The sequence below is a fragment of the Paractinoplanes bogorensis genome, assembly GCF_018829635.1.
Lineage (GTDB): Bacteria > Actinomycetota > Actinomycetes > Mycobacteriales > Micromonosporaceae > Actinoplanes > Actinoplanes bogorensis.
The window spans coordinates 428,938-447,776 of the sequence record NZ_JAHKKG010000008.1 but is presented as its reverse complement, the minus strand read 5'-3'; the positions used below and the strand labels follow the sequence as shown (position 1 = coordinate 447,776).

Below are 18,839 nucleotides of genomic sequence, written 5' to 3'. Positions count from 1 at the left end.
TCCCCGTGCCTAGAGGCGCGAGGTTCCCTTCGTCGCCGCAGGGGTTTCCTGCTTCACTGGCGACTGCCTCGTCCGGACGGTCATCCGTTGAGGTCTTACACCGCCTCCACAGGCAGTCACGGAGAGCCCCTCCGCGAGAATGTTCCGTGCCGCGTTGATATCACGGTCTTGCAGGACGCCGCACGAGCATGCCCATCTCCGCACGGCGAGCGGCATCTTCTCGGCCAGTCGTCCACAGGCCGAGCACAACTTGCTGGAAGGGAACCACTGGTCCACGGCGACCAGGTCACGGCCATACCAGGCGGCCTTGTACTCCAACATGAAGCGGAACTGGTGCCAGGCCGCATCACTGATCGCGCGGGCCAGGCGGTGATTCTTGACCATGTTGCGGACGGTAAGGTCCTCGATCACGATCGTTTGGTTCTCACGAACGATCCGAGTCGTCAGCTTGTGCAGGTGGTCCCGCCTGCGGTCGGTGATCCGGGAGTGCACCCGGGCGACCTTGACCCGGGCCTTGGCACGGTTGTTCGAGCCTTTCTGTTTACGGGCCAGCTCCCGCTGGGCCCGAGCCAGCCGGGCCCGGTCCTGACGCTCATGCCGCGGGTTGGAGACCTTCTCCCCTGTGGACAAAGTCAGCAGGCTGTCCAGGCCGGCGTCGATACCGACCGCCGCCGCAGTGGCCGGAGCCGGCTCGACCTGGTCGGTACAGAGAATGGAGACGAACCAGCGGCCGGCCGGGTCCTGCGACACCGTCACTGTGGACGGTGCTGCGCCGTCAGGCAGCGGTCTCGACCACACGATGTTCAGGGGCTCGGCCATTTTGGCCAAGGTGAGTTTGCCGTCACGCCAGCGGAACGCGCTGGCGGTGTACTCCGCCGACCGGCGCGACCTCTTCTTACTCTTGAACGTCGGGTATCTGGCCCGCTTGGCGAAGAAGTTGGCGAACGCGGCCTGCAGATGCCGCAAGGTCTGCTGCAAGGGCACGCTGGAGACCTCGTTGAGGAACGCGAGTTCGTCGGTCTTCTTCCACCCGGTGAGCAGAGCCGACGTGGCGTTGTAGTTGACGTTCTCCTGTCGCAGCGTCCATGCCTCGGTGCGAGCCTGCAACGCCAGGTTGTAGACCAGCCGGACACACCCGAACGTCCGGGCGAGCTCAGCGCCCTGCTCGGTGGTCGGATAGAAGCGGAACCTGAAGGCCCGCTTCACGGCCTTAGCCACGCCTTACAAGATACGTATCCAGTGTGTGAAACACCGGGCGGCGCGCCTACCAGCCGCAGCCTCCGTTTCCACCCGGCGGCCAAAGCCGGGGTCTACACGAAGGAAATCCGATGAAGATCACTGCTGGTGGCGTCGTCGCCGCCGAATGGACCAAGTTCTCCTCTCTCCGCTCCACCTGGATCACGACCGGTGTCTCGGTCGTGCTGCTGATCGCGTTCGGTGCGATCGCGTCGGCCTCGTTCTCGGGCGACAACCTGTCCGCGGTCGACCTGGCCCTCTCCGGCAGCATCATGGCCGCCCTGACCGTCGGTGTGCTGGGCGCGCTGCTCGGGGCGAGCGAATACACCACCGGCATGATCCGGGCGACCCTGGCCGCGGTGCCCCGCCGGCTGCCCGTGCTGTGGTCGAAGAGCCTGGTCGCCGGGCTGGCCGCCGCCGTCGTGATGACCGCGGGCGCGTTCGCCGCCTTCGCGGTGAGTTCGGCCCTGCTCAACGACAAGGTGGGCAGTCTCGCCCTGGCCGACGACGGGGTGCTGCGGGCGCTGGTCGGCGCCGGGCTCTACCTGGGCCTGGTCGCGATCCTCGGGGTCGCGCTGGGCATGCTCGTCCGCTCGAGTGCCGGTGCCATCGCGATCCTGGCCGGTCTGCTGCTGATCGTGCCGGGGCTGGCCGCGCTGCTGCCCGACAAGATGGCCGACACCATCACCCCGTACCTGCCCAGCAACGCCGGCAGTGCGGTGATGGCGCTGACCCACGGTGAGGGCACGCTGGCCCCGTGGACCGGGCTGGCCGTCTTCGCCGGTTACGTTGTGGTGGCACTCGTCGCCGCGGCATACCGGCTGAAGAAGACCGACGCCTGAGAAGATTGATCTCATGAGCAGCACGCAGGGATGGCTGGTGGACCGGCAGGCGCGTCTGCGCGCGTTCGACCGGCGTCGCCCGTGGGTGATGGACACCCTGGTCGCCATCCCTTTCGTGCTGGTCAGCATTCCGAATATCGTGGACGACCCGGTCCGCGCCACGATCGCGACGCTGCTGTACCTGCCCGCGCTGTATTGGCGGCGGCGCTACGCTTTTCCGGCCTTCCTCGTCACGGCCGGCATCGAGACGATCTTGGCGGTGGCCGGCGTCAGCGTCAGCGCCGGCCTGGTCCTGCTGATCATGCTGTTCGGGGTGGCCTCGCGCAGCTCGTGGCGGGCGCTGCTGTGGGCCACCGGGATCACCCTGGCGCTGCTGATAGCCGAGATCTACTGGCTCAATCCGGTGGCCGAGAACCGCACCCTCACGCTGTTCCTGGTAATCGGCACGGAAGCCGCCGCGGTGGCGTCCGGGGTTGCGGTCCGCACCCGCCGGGCCTACCTGATCGCCCTGGAGGACCGGGCCGAACGCCTCGAGGTCGAACGGGATCAGCGGGCCCGCCTGGCCGTGGCCGACGAGCGCGCCCGGGTGGCCCGCGAGATGCACGACATCGTCGGCCACCACGTGTCGGTGATCGTGGGCCTGGCCGACGGCGGCGCCACGCTGGCCCGGGCGCGGGAGGAGACGGCCGGCCTGGCCGAGCCGCTGCACCTGATCGGCGAGACCGGCCGGCTGGCCCTGGCCGACCTGCGGCGGGTGCTGGGCGTGCTGCGCAACGAGAACGGCAACCCCGAACTGGCCCCGCAACCCGGGATCGACGATCTGGACCGGTTGCTGCCGACCGTGCGGGCGGCCGGTCTGCCGGTCACCTACTCGACCTCGGGCGATCTGCACACGCTGGGCCGGGGCGTGCAGCTCGCGGTCTACCGGATCGTGCAGGAGGCCCTGACCAACACCCTCAAACACGCGGGGCGAGGGGCGAGTGCCGAGGTCACTCTCGCTGCCGACCAGGGCGAGGTGCGGGTTCGCGTACGCGACAACGGGCGGGCCGCTCCGGCCGAAGCTCACCATGGTCTGGTCGGCATGCGCGAACGCGCCGCGATGTACGGCGGTGTGGTCACGGCCGGCCCGGCCGAGAACGGCTGGCTGGTCGACGTCGTCCTGAAGGAGCCCGCGTGACCACCGTCCTGATCGCCGACGACCAGCCGTTGCAGCGCATGGGTTTCCGGATGCTGCTCGACGGCACCCCCGGCATGACCGTGGTCGGCGAGTCGTCGGCCGGGGCCGAGGCGGTCCGGATGGTCGAGCAGACCCGCCCCGACGTGGTGCTGATGGACGTGCGCATGCCCGGCATGGACGGCATCGAGGCCACCCGCCGCATCACGGCCGCCGGTTCGCGCACCCACGTGCTCATCCTGACCACGTTCGACCTGGACGAGTACGTCTACGCCGGACTGCGCGCCGGGGCGAGCGGCTTCCTGCTCAAGGACGCCCGCCCCGAGGAACTGATCGCCGGCATCCGCGCCGTGGCCGACGGCGACTCGGTGGTGGCGCCCAGCCTGACCCGCAAGCTGATGGACGCCTACCTGCAGGACGCCGGCCCGGCCCCGAAGGAGCACCCGTTGCTGGCCACTCTGAGCGAACGCGAACGCGAGGTCCTCGAGGCGATCGGCCACGGCGCCACCAACACCGAGATCGCCGAACGCTTCACGCTGACCGAGTCGACCGTAAAGAAACACGTCGGCCGGGTGCTGGCCAAGATCGGCGCCCGCGACCGCATCCAGGCGGTCATTTTCGCGTACGACAACGGCCTGGTCCGCCCCCGCAGCTGAACAGGGTGAGATGGATCGGGCCGGTCGGCGTTCCGGCCCGATCCATCCGTTCGTGGGTCAGTCGAACTCGACCCAGTTGAGGTTGAACAGGTTGGTCGCGGGACCGCCGGCCACCGGTTTGAAGACCAGATACAGGGTCTGCTCGCCGCCCGCGTGGCTGATCGGGAACCGCTGACTGGCCCAGGCCCCGGTGCCCGCGGTGGCGGTCACGGTGGCCGTGGTGACGAGCTCGCCGGTCGGCGAGCCCAGGCGGACCTCGACCTGGGCGCGCGGTGCGCCCACGGTGGTCGCGGAACCGCCGGCCACCCGCAGGGTGAGGCCGTCGACGCCGTTCAGGTCGATCGGGCGGAAGGCGATCGCGTCGCCGTCGTCGATGGCCGTCAGGTGCTGGTCACCGTCGACGTCGTTGGTGGCCGCGGACGCGGTGCCGGTGCGTACCTGGGCTGTCTCGGCCTGCTGCCGCCAGGTCTGGACGATGGCCTGGCCGGTCGTGGACAACGCCGGGGTGCCCCGGTCGGTGTAGGAGGCACTGACCCCCAGGAACAGGTAGCCACCGGCGTGGTCGGCGCCGTCGGCCGGGCTCGGCAGCGAACCCGTGCAGCCGGTCGTCGAGTTGATGCCGTGGCCGTGCTCGTCGTGGCCGAGCACCAGCGTCACCTCGACCCGCGAGCAGTCGACCGGGCCGTCCTCGGGGTCGGTCACCCGCACCTCGAACGGGATCGTGTCGCCCCACGCGAAGAACGAGCCGTTGGCCGGGGTGACGACCTCGACGACGGGCGCGGTGTTGCCGACCGTGATGGTGCGGGTGGCCACGCCCGTACGGCCGGAGCTGTCGGTCACCGTGAGACGGGCGTTGTAGACGCCGTTGGTGGTGTAGGTGAACGACGGATCAGTCGCGGTGGAGTCGACCGTGCCGTTGCCGTCGAAGTCCCACGCCAGCGTCACCCCGTCGGTCGTGCCGGCCGAGGAGAACGCGACGGTCAGCGGCGCCTGGCCCGACGTCGGGGTCGCCGACGCCGCAGCCGTGGGTGCCCGGCCGCCCTTCACGTAGCGGACGACGGCGAGCTGGGCGTCCGGGTTGGCCCGGAAGAAACCGTCGCCGTACTCGAGGACGTAGAGCTCACCGTTCGGGCCGAACTCCATGTCCATCGGATTGTCGAACACGAAGCTCGACAGCATCGGCTCGACCGCGAGCAGTTTGTCCTTCCCGTCGGTGCGCAGCGCGAACAGCTTGTCCCGGGTGAACTCGCCGAACACCACCGTGTTGTCGTAGTAGGCCGGGAACTCGTGGTCCCCCTTGACCTGCGACGAGCGGTAGATCGGGCCGCCCATCGGGCCGACCCCGCCGGTGCCGAGCGCCGGCCACTGGAAGCCGCACGTGGTCGGCGGCGTCGCCAGGTAGGCGCCGGGGCACGGGGTGAGCGCGTTGAACGTGTAGTTGAGCTGCGGGGTGCGAACCGGCGGCAGATTGCGCAGCCCGGTGTTGCGCGGTGACTCGTTGACGGGCGCCTTGCAGTTGAAGGCGGCTCCGGACGTACGGGAAACGAAGTCGAAGTCGATGTAGGGCAGATCGGGTGAATAGCAGTAGGGCCAGCCGTAGTTGCCGGCCTTGTCGGTGCCGATCCAGCGGCCGGTGCCTTCCGGACCACGCGTGGCGCTGGGCACGCGGGAGTCCGGTGAGTAGTCACCGACGTACACGTAACCGGTTTTGCTGACGTCGAAGCGGAACGGGTTGCGGAGGCCCATCAGGAAAATCTCGGGACGGGTCTGCGACGTCTTCCGGAACAGGTTTCCGTCGGGGATGGTGTACGACCCGTCGGCCTTGACCTTGATGCGGAGCACCTTGCCGCGCAGATCGTTGGTGTTGGCGGCCGAACGCTGCGCGTCGTAACCGGGCCCCTGCGTCGGCGACTCGTTGATCGGGGTGAACCCGTCCGAGCCGCTGGCGTTGGTGTCGTCGCCGGTGACCAGGTAGAGGTTGCCCTTACCGTCGAACTTGATCTCGCCGCCGACGTGGCAGCAGATGCCCCGGTCGGTGTCGACGCGCAGGATCTTCTGCTCGGTCGACAGGTCGAGGTGCGGGGTCGGTGTCTCGACCAGCTTGACCCGGGACACCTGGTTGTAGCCCTTGAACTTGTCCCAGGTGGTCGGGTCGTCGCTGGTCGCGGGCGCGTCACCCTCGTTGACCGACGGCGTGGCCGGGTCGTCGACCGGCGTGTTCAGCCTCGGCGCGTAATAGATGTAGACCCATTTGTTGCGTACGAAGTCCGGGTCGATCGCGACCGACTGCAGGCCGTCCTCGTCGTGCACGTACACCGGGACGGTCGCGATGACCGGGCTCAACCCGGTCGCCGGGTCGTACATGCGCACCTGGCCGCCGCGGGTGTTGTGCAGCACGCGGCCGTCGGGCAGCACGGCCAGGGTCATCGGCTCCCCCGGCTCGTCGTTGAGGGTCACCTTCTCGTAGTTGCTCTCGACGGTCGCGCCGCAGTCGAGCCCCTTGCCGGTGGCCGCCCACCGGATGCCGGTGAGCAGATGCTGACGGCTGTCGGCGCGGTTGGCGACGCTCAGCCCGGAGTACCACGACCGCCCGCCCCGGAAATCCTGGCACCAGGAGACCGGCTTCTCGGCCGCCGTGGCGAGGACGTGCTGCTTGCCTCGCACGTCGGTGTCGAACGTGTACCACTGCTCGGTCAGCGGGAACGTCTTCGGCGCGGGATCGGTCAGGGTCACCGTGCCCGCGCTCGCCGCCGCTGTGCCGGTGACGCGGGCGCCCAGCAGTTCGTCATAGAACGTCCAGGTGCCCGCGGTCTCGGCGGCGCTCCGCACACCGGCAAAACCTTTACCGCTTCCCACGTACGCCTCGAAGGCGGCTCGCTGCGTCGCGTCGAGCACTTCGCCGTCGCGCAGGAACACCACGGCCTCGTACGGGGAAAGCTTTTTGGTCGTGAAGTCGGAGGCCTTGGTGGTGACCGTGACGTCGAAGCCCAGCCCCTTGATCTCCCGGACCGTGGGGGCGTTGGACGATGTCGCGAACACGAGAACGTCGGTGCTGTGGGCGGCGGCGGGGCTCGCGAACAGGAACGGCGCCGCGACCGCGGCTGCGGTGATCAACCGCGCGGCCCGCCTCATCGGCGGTAGATGGTGAGGTCGGACATGTTGCCGTAGCTGATGTTCGCGAAGTCGATCGACTGGCCCGGGTTGGCCGTGCCGCCGGGCGCGGAGTCCTGCTCCCAGTTCGCGTGGTGGTAGTCCTGCTTGCCGATGACCTCGAAGAACTGCTGGAAGTTGATGTCACCCTCGCCCAGCGGCACCATCGTGTAACCGTTGGCCTGGGCGGGTGCCTTGTCCCCGTCCTTGGCGTGGAAAAGCGGGAACCGCTCGGTGCGCGGCGCGACGGTGAGGATCGGGTCAAACAGATCCTCTTTGGACGCACCGTTCTTGTCGACAAAGGTGTGATGCTTGAACCGGGCCACGTACGCCCAGTAGATGTCCATCTCGAAGTACACGTACCGCTCGTCGGTCTTGTCGAAGAAGTACTCCAGCTTGCGCTGGCCGGTGGAGCGGGTGGGCTTGCCGGCGGCGTCGAGCGGGCCGGCGTCGAGCAGGAACCCGTACGCGGCGTCGTGATTGTGCGTGTACAGCTTGATCCCGCGCTTGCGGGCCGTGCGGCCGAGCTCGTTCCACAGGTCGGCGGCGGCGTCCCAGTCGCTCTTGTAGGCGCTGTTGGTCGGGTCGCTGCCGGTGCCGATGTGCTTCATGCCGAGCGTCTCGGCAATCTCGAGCTGCTGCTCGAAGGTGGCCGCGTTGATCGAGGTGTGGGTGCCGTTGGCGACCAGCCCGTTGTCGTCGAGGATCTTGCGGATCTCGGCCGGGGTGATCTGCCGGCCCAGGATCGCCGTGTTCTGGTTGTACCCGGCGAACTCGATCTCCTTGTAACCGATCTCGGCCAGCCGGGCCAGCACGCGCTCGAAGCCGTACGGGACACCGGAGTCGTCGGGCGCGGCCGAGATCCGGTCGCGGACGCTGTAGAGGATGATGCCGCGGTTGCGGGCCGGGATGAGCGGCTCGACGCGCAGTTTGCTGTTGCCGTGCTTGTTGTCGTTGCCCCCGGCCAGGGCCGGGGAGCCGGTGGCGAGGACGGGGATGCCGGCGGCGCCGATGGCGGCGGCCGCTCCGGCGGAGGCGGCGAGAATCTGACGGCGGGATACGGGGGATTTGAACATGCGAACTCCACGGAGGACGTCGTACGGAACCAGGGAGGGTCCTTCAGTCACACCGGACCGACGCCGCCGATTGCGCCGGTACGAAGCCTTGTGTCACGCATATTTCAGACTTGAAACGACGCTAGCGCTCGTGGGAGTCAAAAGATAGTCCATCTTGGATCCAACTTTCGTCCGTTCAGACAAAAGTTTCCTTACCATTTGAAGGCGGCCGCACGAGTGTCGTGATGTGGGCGGCGGCGGCCAGCGCGGCCGGATCGCCGGTTCGCTCCCAGACCTCGAGGGCAGTGTCGGTGAACTTGATGACGTGTTCGTCGCCGTGGTCGGCGGCGCGCTCGAAGACCGAGGCCGCATCCACCGTCTCGTCCCGAGTCATAAAAGCCGGTTGCCCGGCGTAGGCGGCCGTCAGCGCCGACGTCGTGGCCCACATCGCGTCGAAACTGGGCCTCCACAGGTCTTGAGGCAGGGCGGGCAGGCAGTGCAGCACCGCGTTCGGAGCGGTCGCCCCGTGCACCAGGATGATCGGGCTGGCGTGGCCGTGATGCAGGTACTGCACCGTGCCGGCCGCCACCAGCTGCGCCAACGCGTCGCGCGCCTCCAGCGGCGTGGTGGGCGCCCGCAGCGCGGCCGTCGCCTCGGTCCAACCCGGTGTGCCGGCCAGCCGGGCCAGCCGCGCCGCCACCGGACCGTCCTGGACGTTCACCGCCGGGACGCGCCGCAGCGCGGTGGCGACGTCGAGCCGACCGGCCGGCGACCCGGAACCCGGCAGGGCCTGGAACCGGGACGCCCACAACGCCAGTCCGTGAGCCAGCTCGGTGACGGAACCCCCGCTGCGCAGGAGCGCCCGCACGGCGTGACCGACCCGGATGACGCCGTGTGTGGTGCCGGCCAGGATGCCGGGCAGCAGCCTCGGCCACCACAGCTCGAGCACGTCACGCCAGGGCCGTTCCCGAACCTGTCGGCCGAAGTAGTCCGTCCACTCGGCGATCCGCCGCTCGTCGCCCAGGGCCTCCGGCCAGCTGTCGTCGGTGATCGTGGTGGTGGCCCGCGGCAGGTCGTCCAGCCGTGGCAGATAGCGGTCGACCCACCGCGGCACCCGATCGGCGTGGCCGCGCCGGACGAGCACCTCGACCGCCATCGGGCCGTGATTGGTGAGCCGGTCCTCACCCCACTCCGGGCCGGCGTGATGCATCCGTACGTACGCCTCGTTCAGTTCGTCGTCGCTCATACTTGCTGAGGGTTCCCGGCGATGTCGTGGTGGAGTAGATGTCGAAATCCCCGCCCGGCGATGACAATTGCCAGGAGCCTGGCCGGCGTCATCGGTCGCTGTCGGCCAGCATCCACCGCGTCGGGCGGCCGTCGCGGACCCGCGGACGCCGCATCAACATCCCCAGCACCGCGACGACCAGCAGGGCGTCGACGGTGAGCAGCGCCAGATCGAGCGGTGACGCACCGTCGTGCTGGTGCTGGTGCGCCGTCTCCTCCGCCGGTGTCCCGGCCGGTCCGGCGACCGACGGCTCCGGCGCCGGACCGGCGGGGGTCAGCGCCGCGCCGGCCACGAACAGCGTGGCCAGCACGGCGGCGAGGCCGAGGACGACCAGAGCGAGGCGCCTCATGCCGGGGCGGCCGCAACCGGGGCGGCACTCAGCACCGGGCGGCAACTGCACGTCATGAGTTCGGCCTCGGCACGGGTGGGTCGCAGGTGCAGATAGACCGCGACGACCATCGGTACGAAGACCACCGTGTTGTAGAACAGGTGCAGCTCGACCCGGGGGAAGACGAGTTGCGCGATGCTGGTCGGCACGGCCGCACCGGCCAGGAAATGGCCGCTCTGCGCCTGCACGAGCAGCAGCAGGTGTTCGATGTGGTGCCAGAACTGGATGCCGAGCGCCACCGTCCACCACATGCGGGCGCGGCCGGTGAAGCCTTTCCGCAGGAACCACAGCCCGGCCAGCATGACGATCGCGAACCCGTAGTGAAGCCACTCCGAGGTGATGAGCCACGGGAACGGCACGCCCAGCAGCCCCCGCGCCTGGGGCCGGGGCCAGCCCAGACCCCAGATCTGCACGGCCTGCGCGATGTGCTCGCCCCAGTGCGCTATCACCACCACCATGAAGGCCGTGAGCGCGGCGCGATGGTGCGGGCCGTTGAGCGTGGATGAGATGCCGGCACGACGAGTGGAGACCATATTTCTGCTCCTTGGGTTGTCGGTCGTCCTCACGGGATCTGCCGATAGACCACGTCGACCTGGTCGTCGGCCCGGTAGCGGGGAACCGGGACGGCCAGTCCGAATCGGGTACCGAGGCTCACGAGACCGTAGTAGTCACCGATGAATCGGGCACTCACCGCCGGGGCCTGACGCATGTCGATGACCGGCGTTCGCAACGCGCGCGGCGCCCTCCATCGCCCGCCCAGGCGGGCCGTCGACCAGATGGTCGTCTCCAGCGCCGCCGTGGCGGTGTCGTCGCCGCTGAAGTCGAGATAGGTGAGAAGGGGCGTGCCATGGTCGTTGACGGCGAGCTGGGGAAGGAAGGCCTGCCGGTCGGCCGGGCTCAGGCGGGACGGCGGCGTCCAGGTCAGTCCGCCGTCCCGGGAGACCGAGCCGGCGATCTGGCTGAGTGTGCCGCCGGAGAACGCGGCGTCCTGCCACGAGACGTAGAGCTCACGATGCCCCCGGCGCGGATCGGCGGCGGTGGACAACAGATAGTCGGCGGTTCGGATCCGGGCACCGCTCGCGGGGTCGGTCACCGTGGCCCAGGTCAGTGAGCCGATCTCCTGGGACGAGCCCCAGGTCGTCCCGCCGTCGGCCGAGCGCACGGCGGTGATGTGCCCGACCCCGTCGGGGGTGATGACGTCGGTGACCAGCACGAGCGTGCCGTCGCCGAGCACCTCGACCACCGAGGCGATCGTCTGCGCGTTGGGCCCGGGGTCGAGGATGGGAGCGGGCGTCGTCCAGGTGCGGCCGCCGTCGACGGTGCGGGTGAAGTAGGTCGGGCCGAAGGACGGCTCGGTCGCCGAGCCCAATCCGGACAGGCGGTCCCAGACCGCGTACGCGTGCCCGCGCCGCCACGGGTCGGCGGTGATCGACGGTTTGTCGTTGAGTACGGCCGGGTCGTCGTCGTCGATGAGTGTCCGGACCGGGCCCCAGGTGTCGCCACCGTCGGTGGAGCGGGACGTCAGCATGACGCTGTCGTCGTCCAGCGGGTTGGTGGCCAGCGCGATGAGATAGAGCGTGCCGTCCGGACCGAAGCTGACCCAGGGGTTGGACGCCCGCTCGTAGTCGCCGCCGTTGGTCGCGTTGCCGCCGGCGCACTGGGTGAACGGTGGTGCCGCCGCGGGCCGCCAGGTGCGCCCGCCGTCGCGGCTGACCGCGACGCCGATGCCCTGCGCACCTCCGTTGGAGCGGCGGTCCTGCTGCCAGGCGGCGACCAGGTGGCGGGCGTCACGCGGGTCGGCGTCGAGCGACGGCTCGATCTCCGCTCCGGTGTACGTGCTGCCGGGTGACTCGTCACGGCAGCCGGCCGGGTAGGGGCTGTCGCTGGTGACCGGCCACAACGCCGGTGGCCGGGCGGCCGGCGCCGGGGCCGACGGGCCGATCGCGATCACGGTCGAGGTCAGAGCCAGGGTCGTCGCCGCGATTCCACGACTCCATCGCCGATGCATTCCGCCGCCTCCTCCACGAGTCTCCGAGCCCGAACGCTAGCAAGGCACTATAGGTAAGTAAAGCTGTACTCCGAGCCCAATCTCACCACCCCATTGTTTCTCAACTGTGCAGCGTCAGGCTATTGATGTCGATCATTGACTTGCTTAATGTGCTACATGAGTTGCAAGCGAACGGGGAGCGCTATGGGATCTGTAGGAATCGGTGAGCTGCTTCTCATCTTCCTCGCGGCGCTGCTCGCGGCGGGCCCCGATCGGCTGCCGGCCATGGCCCGCGACATCGCCCGGACGATCCGCAGTCTTCGCGGAGTCGCCCACGGCCTGACCAGCGAGCTGCGCCGCGAGGTCGGCCTCGACGAGGTGAGCGAGATGTTCCGCAAGCACGGTCACGACCACACGAACGCGTCGCTCACCATGTCGGGCACGCTGCCGCCGCCGGTGGTGCCGGGCGGGGCCCCGAGCGCTCCGGCGCCATCGGCGGGCGGCGCCCCGGCTTCCCTGACCACGAGCGACGCCCGGGCCGGTTCCGAGCCGCCGCCATCCATCCGACCGGAGGACTGACATGCGCGACTGGATGATTCCCGCCCTCCTGATCCTGATCCTGGTGGTCTTCGGCTCGAAGCGGCTGCCGGGCATGGCCCAGTCCCTGGGGCAGTCGCTGCGCATCCTGCGCCGCGAGTCGACCCACGACACCGAGCCCGATCCCGCCGACCCGGCCGCGCCGGGGGCGCCGGCGCCCGCCCAGGGCACCACGCATCCGGCCGTGCAGCCGATCCAGCCGATCCAGCCGATCCAGCCCGAGCCGGGCTACTCCGATCCGTACCCCGATCACCGCGCCCGGCCGGCGCTGCCCGCGGAACGACTCCCGAGCAGCGAGCCGACCATCATCAGGCGCGACGCGCCGGGCCGGTGAACCGGTGACACCGCTGTCCCGGCTCCGCTCCAAGCGTGGCGCCCGGTTTCTCGACGGCGCTTCCATGCCGCTCCTCGATCACCTGGCCGAGCTGCGCAAACGCCTCATGGTCATCGCCCTGATCGTGGCCGCCGGCACGGTGGCCGGCTATTACCTCTTCCATCCCGTCTTCACGTTCCTGACCGAGCCGCTCTGTGACCTGCCACTGTCCGTACGCCGGACGCTCGGCACCGAGACGTGCTTCGTCTTCCACGACATCACCGGCGCGTTCGCGTTCCGGCTCAAACTGGCCGTCATCATCGGCGTGGTGCTGACCGCCCCGCTGTGGCTCTACAACCTCTGGGCGTTCCTGGCTCCCGCACTGCACTCCCGCGAGCGCCGCTGGGCGTACGGCTTCGTCGCCGTCGGCACACCGCTGTTCCTGCTGGGAGCGACTCTGGCGTTCACCATCCTGCGCCGTGCCTTCGAATTCCTGCTCGGTTTCACGCCGGACACCGCGTCCAATCTCATCGATGCGAACACCTATGTCACCTGGGTGGCGATGCTGATTCTGATCTTCGGAATATCGTTCGAGGCGCCGCTGATCATCATTCTGCTCAACCTCGCCGGGGTTCTGCGCGGCAGCACGCTGACGAAATCGAGGCGTATGGTGGCGGTCGGGCTGGCTGTCTACTGTGCCATCGTCACCCCGGGGCAGGATGCTTCGACCATGGTCGCTCTATTGGTGCCCATGTATGTGCTGTACGAGCTGTCCGCGGCGTTCTGCCGCATGCACGACCGGCGGCAGGAACGCCGGGAGAATCAATCGCCGAATGATCTCGAACCCGTCGCCTGACCGTACGAAAGGATCGCCGATGGACGTCAGCCGGCTCGCCACCGAGCACGTGCGCAGATTCAATCGAAGCGTCGAGGCCAAAGACTTCACCGACTTCGTCGATTCGTTCGCCGACCAGGCGAGCCTCGCCTTCGACCCGTCGAATGTCGGCCCCTTCAAGGGCCGGGACGCCATCTCGCTGGCCTACCGGGTCGGCGCGCCGGACGACACCATCGAGCTGGTCGGGATCGAGGAGACGGGTCCCAGCGACGCCGTCGTCCGCTTCGCCTGGACCTCGGACCCGCAGCGCCGGCCAGGCGAAATGATCATGCGGTGGACCGGCGACGAAAAGGTCGACCGCCTCGAGGTCCGCCTGCCCTAGAAACGCTTTCACGAGAACGCCTGCCCGGCCGGGAAATGACGGCTGGGCAGGCGTTCTGTCGTTTTCACCCAGGCGCAAACAACAGTAAGAAAGAAATCCATTGATGGGTTGACGTCTCGCTCGCCTCGCCTAAGCTTTAAAAACATATAGCAACCGTTGAGGGGAGCATCCATGACCACCCCAGTAAGCCGCCGGGGCTTCGTGACGGGAACCGCGGCCACGGCCGCCGTCGCCGCCGGTTACGCGGTCCTTCCGGCCGCCGCCGCCGATCCGGCGCTGGCGGCCAGCCGGCGTTCCAGCGCCGTGCTGGTGCCGGGCAGCAAGCACTTCGCCACCATGCTGGCCTTCGGCGACTTCGTGATCTCCACCGAGGGCAAGCTGCTGTTCTCGAAGCCGGAAGAGGTCGGTCCGTCCAAGGACCCGAACGAGGTCATCATCGCCTGCGCCGGCATCCAGGGCCTGAGCGGCGTCGTCACCGACACCGAGGTGGAGACGGTCGACGGTCGGCCCCGGGTCGGCGCCCGGCGCATCCTGACCCACTTCCAGTGGGACAACCCGAGCGTCGAGATCGAGCAGAACCCGTACCGGACGAGCGACGGTTTCCTCTGGGGGGACGAGGAGGGCGGCGTCGAGGCGCTGCTGCCCGGTAAGGCCTCGTTCCACCAGTACCTCATCCTCACCGCGTACGGCCGTCCGCTGATCAACGTGCAACCGATGACGATGACGGCGGAGAGCGTCACCGCGTGGCCTCCGGTCGGCTCGACCTTCCGCACGGAGGGTCCGACCGACTTCTACGACCTCTCCTCCCTGGAGCGGCCGAACGACATGGCCTCGGATCTGGTTCCGGGCGCCACCAAGGTGGCCACCCTGGCGGCCTGCGCGGCCGAGGTGATGAGCCAGGTGTTCGTGCCCTCCGTCGAGGGCGTCAAGGTCCCGCGGGTCGGCTGACGGGTTCGCGGTCGCCGGTGCGTGGCCTGGCCACGCACCGGTGTTCCGCGTTCCGGGGAAGGGGAAATCCATGAGACAGTCAGGCCGCCGCTCGGCCGCCGTCATCGGTTCGATCATTCTGCTGGCCGCCCTCGCGCCGGGCGGCGCGGCGGCCGGAGCGCTACCGGGAGATGCCGGCTTCCGCCCCGACGCCCGCACCGCCTCCTCGGTGCTCGGACATCTCCAGCGGATTCAGCAGCTCACCGACGCCGGCGGCGGGGTCCGCACGCCCGGCTCGGCCGGTTTCGCCGGAGCCGCGGGCTACGTCAAGTCGGTGCTCGGCGCGGCCGGCTACCAGGTGCGGGAGCATCGCTTCACGTTCAACTACACCGAGATCCTGGCCGCCCGGCTGAAGATCCTGCCGGACGGCGCCGATCAGCAGATCCAGGTGATCAACTACACGCCCTCGACGCCGGTCGGCGGCATCCAGGCGCCGCTCGTGGTGGTGCCGGTCGACGCCACGACCGGATGCGAGGAGTCGGACTACGCCGGCCTGGGTGCCCCGGGCAGCATCGTCCTGCTCCGGCGGGGCGGATGCACGTTCACGGTGAAGCAGCAGGTGGCGGCCGCGGCCGGCGCCGCCGCAGTGATCATGTACAACAACGCACCGGGCAAGATCTACGGGTCGATGTCGTCTCCCACGGACGGTCTCATCCCGGTCGCGGCGGTCACCGGAGAGCTCGGCGAGCAGCTCGCCGCCGACCCGCCGGCCCGGGTGGAACTCGAGGCCCGGGAGATCATCGAGAGCCGCGAGACCGTCAACCTCACCGCGGACACCGCGCGCGGCGATCCCGGCGACGTCCTGGTGGTCGGCGCCCATCTCGACACGATCCCGGAGTCGCCCGGGCTCAACGATGACGCGACGGGCGTGGCGGCGGCTCTCGAGTACGCCCGCCTGGCCGCCCGGGCGCCGCTGAAGAAGAAGCTGCGCTTCGCGTTCTGGTCGGCCGAGGAGTGGGGACAGGTCGGATCCTTCGAATACCTGGCCTCGCTGCCGTCCGACGAGCTGGCCCGGATCAAGGGCTACCTCGATCTGGCCAAGCTGGGCTCCCCCAACTTCATCCGCGGGGTCCTCGACTCGGCCGACGTGGACGGCAGCGGCGGCGCCACCGGTCCGGCCGGTTCGGACCGCCTCGAAGCCGCCCTGATCGGCGGGTTCACGGCCCAGCGGCTCACCTGGAAGCCGGTCGACCTCGGCGGGCTCGCCAGTTCCGACTGGCTGGCCTTCACCGATGCCGGCATCCCGGCGAGCGGGCTGTTCTCCGGCACCGAGGAACTCAAGACCCCGGCCGAGCAGGAATTGTTCGGCGGTGTCGCGGGCCGGCCGTACGATCCCTGCCACGCCACTGCCTGTGACCGGGTGGAGAACCTCAACCGTACGGTCCTGCGGCAGAACGTCCTCGCCGCGGCGCACGCGATCGCCACCCTGCAGGTCGCTCCGGCCACTCCCCCGCCCGCACCGGCCCGGGTCGCGGCCACCCACCGGACGCCCGGCCCCGGGAGCCTGCGATGACACCACGCCGAATCCTCGCCGCCGGTGCCGTGAGCGTGCTGCTGCTGGCCACGTTGCCGGCCAACGCGAACGCAGCCGTGCGCCGGGCCCCGTCCCCGGCGACGCCGGCCGCGGCCGGGTCCAAGGTGGACGACAATCAGATCTCCCCGCTCGAGCGGCGGCGCCAGAGCCTGCGTCAGGAGGCGCTGAAGCAGGTGCTGGCCCGCAAGACCAAGGTGCGCGCCGACGGCAAGCAGTCGAAGGTGGTGGACCTCGCCCCGGCCGCGGCCCGCGACCGGGCCCGGGTGGCGGGCGCCGAGGCCGGCTCGTCCACCCACGCCGAGCTGGCCCGCACGACCACCGACAAGGTCTTCGTGATCCTGGCCGACTTCGGCGACCAGCGGCATCCCGACTACCCCGACCAGGACACCTCGATCCTCACCGACGGGCCGCAGCGTTTCGCCGGTCCGGCCGCCAACACCATTCCCGCACCGAATCGCCTGGTCGACAACACCACCACCTGGACCGCCGACTTCAACCGGTCCTACTTCGAGAATCTGTACTTCGGCGCCGGCACCGAGTCGGTGGCCGGGTACTTCACCGACCAGAGCTCCGGCCGGTACTCGATCGACGGCACGGTCTCCGACTGGGTGCGGGTGCCGTACAACGGGGCCCGCTACGGACGAAGCGACGGGTATCCGTGCGCCGGACACATCTGCACCAACACATGGACCCTGGTGGAGGATGCGGTCACGGCGTGGGTCGCCGACCAGGCGGCCCAGGGGCACAGCTCCGAGGACATCCGCCGGCAACTGGCCGCGTACGACGTCTGGGACCGCTACGACGCCGACAACGACGGCGACTTCAACGAGCCGGACGGCTACCTCGACCACTTCCAGGTCGTCCACGCCGGCCCCGACCAGGCCAGCATGTCCGCGCTCTACGGCGAGGACGCGATCTGGTCGCACCGGTGGTACGTCAATCAGGACGACATCGGCGTCACCGGACCGGAGACCAGCCGGTACGGCGGCGTGCAGATCGGCGATACCGGGTTCTGGGTCGGCGACTACACGATGCAGGCCGAGAACGCACCGCTCGGCGTCTTCACCCACGAGTACGCGCACGACCTCGGTCTGCCGGACGAGTACGACCCGTACGGCGCCGACGCCAACGCCGGTTTCTGGACGTTGATGTCGGCCGGGGAGTATCTGGGCCGGGGCGGAAGCACGCTCGGCAACCGGCCGGGTCCGCTCTCCGCATGGGACAAGCTGCAGCTGGGCTGGCTCGACTACGACGTCTCCTACTTCGGCGAGGACGGAGACTTCACCCTGCGCCCGGCCGCAGGCCCGGGCTCCGGCGCGCAGGCGCTCGCCGTGGTGCTGCCGGAGAAACGCGTCGTCTATCAACTCGGCGCACCGCCCGAGGGCACCCGCGCCTGGTGGAGCGGGCGCGGCGACGGCCTGCACACCAGCCTGATCCGGTTCCTGACCCTGCCGGCCGGCGCACCGGCGAAGCTCACCGCGAAGGTCTGGTACGACCTCGAGCAGCGCTACGACACCGCCCGCGTCGAGGTCAACGACGGGCAGGCCTGGCACACCCTGGCCGGGTCGGTCACCCAGCCGGCTCTGGGCGACGTGATCACCGGAAAGTCGAACGGGTGGAAGGACGCCACCTTCGACCTGAGCGCCTTCGCCGGCAAACAGCTCCAGCTACGGATCCGGTACGACACCGACGACTCGGTGACCTCGCTCGGCATCCTGTTCGATCAGTTCCGGGCCACCTCGGGTGACACCGTGCTGTTCACCGACGGGGCCGAGTCCGGTTCGGGAGGCTGGATCGCGACCGGGTTCCGCGCCTCGACCGGAGTCGAGGACGCCTACTATCCGCAGTACTACCTGGCGGAATACCGGACGTACGCCGGCTACGACGAGTCTCTGCGGACCGGACCGTACAACTACGGCTTCCTGCGGACCCGGCGGCAGTTCGTCGAGCACTTCCCCTATCAGGAGGGCCTGCTTGTGCAGCAGTGGGACACCTCGTTGACCGACAACACGGTCTCGCAGCATCCCTGTCAGGGTCAGATTCTGACCGTGGACGCGACTCCGGGCGTCCTCCGGTCGCCCAGCGGGGGGCGGTGGCGGCCGACGATCCAGGTCTACGACGCGCCGTTCTCGGCAGCCCGCACGACCGCGTTCCGGCTGCACGAGAACAACGTGCAGCTGACCGTGCCGTCCCACCCGGGTGTGCCCGAGTTCGACGACAAGCAGCAGTTCTGCCTGCCGGAGCAGCCGTACGCCGGGGTCACCACGGCGGCCAGCGGCACCCGGATCGCGGTGCGGGAGCAGGACGCCCAGCACGTCCGCGTGTCTGTCTCCTACGCGCCCGCGGAGTGAGGCCGGAGCACGCGCCGGCGGGCGGCCCCTCTGGCGGCCACGCGCCGGCGCGTGCTTCAGTAGTAGA

General features: G+C 69.4%; 17 protein-coding genes. 10 read left to right on the top strand and 7 right to left on the bottom strand.

The features are described from left to right. Window positions 1-9: 9 nt before the first annotated feature. Window positions 10-1,218, bottom strand: coding sequence for an RNA-guided endonuclease InsQ/TnpB family protein (locus tag KOI35_RS27630; protein WP_215791535.1), 1,209 nt, complete (start codon window positions 1,216-1,218; stop codon window positions 10-12). A gap of 110 nt (window positions 1,219-1,328) precedes the next feature. Between KOI35_RS27630 and KOI35_RS27625 the strand changes: the two genes are divergently transcribed. From KOI35_RS27625 to KOI35_RS27615, 3 genes are read left to right on the top strand one after another with little or no spacing between them, the layout of a single operon-like run. Then, complete coding sequence (locus tag KOI35_RS27625; RefSeq protein ID WP_215791534.1) at window positions 1,329-2,078, top strand: ABC transporter permease; 750 nt, start codon at window positions 1,329-1,331, stop codon at window positions 2,076-2,078. Window positions 2,079-2,091: 13 nt separating this feature from the next. Next, the gene (locus KOI35_RS27620; RefSeq protein WP_215791533.1) at window positions 2,092-3,255 is read left to right on the top strand and encodes a sensor histidine kinase; all 1,164 of its coding nucleotides are present in this window, start codon (window positions 2,092-2,094) and stop codon (window positions 3,253-3,255) included. Beyond that, a complete protein-coding gene (locus KOI35_RS27615; RefSeq protein ID WP_215791532.1) occupies window positions 3,252-3,908 on the top strand; it encodes a response regulator in 657 nt (218 codons plus the stop codon). The genes KOI35_RS27620 and KOI35_RS27615 overlap by 4 nt, the downstream gene beginning before the upstream one ends. 57 nt (window positions 3,909-3,965) lie before the next feature. Here KOI35_RS27615 and KOI35_RS27610 read toward each other — a convergent pair whose 3' ends face one another. From KOI35_RS27610 to KOI35_RS27585, 6 genes are all read right to left on the bottom strand, one after another. Then, a complete protein-coding gene (locus KOI35_RS27610; RefSeq protein ID WP_215791531.1) occupies window positions 3,966-7,040 on the bottom strand; it encodes a ThuA domain-containing protein in 3,075 nt (1,024 codons plus the stop codon). Next, window positions 7,037-8,134 carry a sugar phosphate isomerase/epimerase family protein gene (locus KOI35_RS27605; RefSeq protein ID WP_215791530.1) on the bottom strand — a complete coding sequence of 366 codons (1,098 nt, stop codon included), beginning with the start codon at window positions 8,132-8,134 and terminating at the stop codon, window positions 7,037-7,039. Before KOI35_RS27605 ends, KOI35_RS27610 begins: the two co-directional genes overlap by 4 nt. A 175-nt stretch (window positions 8,135-8,309) precedes the next feature. Further along, window positions 8,310-9,359: a questin oxidase family protein gene (locus KOI35_RS27600; protein WP_215791529.1), complete on the bottom strand. Its 1,050-nt coding sequence runs from the start codon at window positions 9,357-9,359 to the stop codon at window positions 8,310-8,312. Between the two features lie 88 nt (window positions 9,360-9,447). Continuing rightward, the gene (locus tag KOI35_RS27595) at window positions 9,448-9,747 is read right to left on the bottom strand and encodes a hypothetical protein (RefSeq protein WP_215791528.1); all 300 of its coding nucleotides are present in this window, start codon (window positions 9,745-9,747) and stop codon (window positions 9,448-9,450) included. Beyond that, window positions 9,744-10,319, bottom strand: a complete 576-nt coding sequence (locus KOI35_RS27590) for a hypothetical protein (protein WP_215791527.1) — start codon at window positions 10,317-10,319, stop codon at window positions 9,744-9,746. The genes KOI35_RS27595 and KOI35_RS27590 overlap by 4 nt, the downstream gene beginning before the upstream one ends. 29 nt (window positions 10,320-10,348) lie before the next feature. Further along, a complete protein-coding gene (locus KOI35_RS27585; RefSeq protein WP_215791526.1) occupies window positions 10,349-11,794 on the bottom strand; it encodes a sialidase family protein in 1,446 nt (481 codons plus the stop codon). A 183-nt stretch (window positions 11,795-11,977) separates the two neighbouring features. Here KOI35_RS27585 and KOI35_RS27580 point away from each other — a divergent pair, with 183 nt between their 5' ends. The 7 genes from KOI35_RS27580 to KOI35_RS27550 all read left to right on the top strand — a co-directional run bounded on the left by KOI35_RS27580 (window position 11,978) and on the right by KOI35_RS27550 (window position 18,772). Beyond that, complete coding sequence (locus tag KOI35_RS27580) at window positions 11,978-12,352, top strand: twin-arginine translocase TatA/TatE family subunit (RefSeq protein WP_215791525.1); 375 nt, start codon at window positions 11,978-11,980, stop codon at window positions 12,350-12,352. Between the two features lies 1 nt (window position 12,353). Next, window positions 12,354-12,704, top strand: a complete 351-nt coding sequence (locus KOI35_RS27575; RefSeq protein ID WP_215791524.1) for a Sec-independent protein translocase subunit TatA/TatB — start codon at window positions 12,354-12,356, stop codon at window positions 12,702-12,704. A 64-nt stretch (window positions 12,705-12,768) separates the two neighbouring features. Then, window positions 12,769-13,539: a twin-arginine translocase subunit TatC gene (gene tatC / locus KOI35_RS27570; protein ID WP_215791523.1), complete on the top strand. Its 771-nt coding sequence runs from the start codon at window positions 12,769-12,771 to the stop codon at window positions 13,537-13,539. Window positions 13,540-13,558: 19 nt separating this feature from the next. After that, entirely contained in the window at window positions 13,559-13,900 is a 342-nt protein-coding gene (locus KOI35_RS27565) for a hypothetical protein (RefSeq protein ID WP_215791522.1), read from the top strand. A gap of 171 nt (window positions 13,901-14,071) precedes the next feature. Next, window positions 14,072-14,848, top strand: a complete 777-nt coding sequence (locus KOI35_RS27560; protein WP_215791521.1) for a hypothetical protein — start codon at window positions 14,072-14,074, stop codon at window positions 14,846-14,848. Window positions 14,849-14,918: 70 nt separating this feature from the next. Next, window positions 14,919-16,400, top strand: a complete 1,482-nt coding sequence (locus KOI35_RS27555; protein WP_215791520.1) for a M28 family peptidase — start codon at window positions 14,919-14,921, stop codon at window positions 16,398-16,400. Next, window positions 16,397-18,772, top strand: coding sequence for an immune inhibitor A domain-containing protein (locus KOI35_RS27550; protein ID WP_215791519.1), 2,376 nt, complete (start codon window positions 16,397-16,399; stop codon window positions 18,770-18,772). Before KOI35_RS27555 ends, KOI35_RS27550 begins: the two co-directional genes overlap by 4 nt. Window positions 18,773-18,839 lie beyond the last annotated feature (67 nt).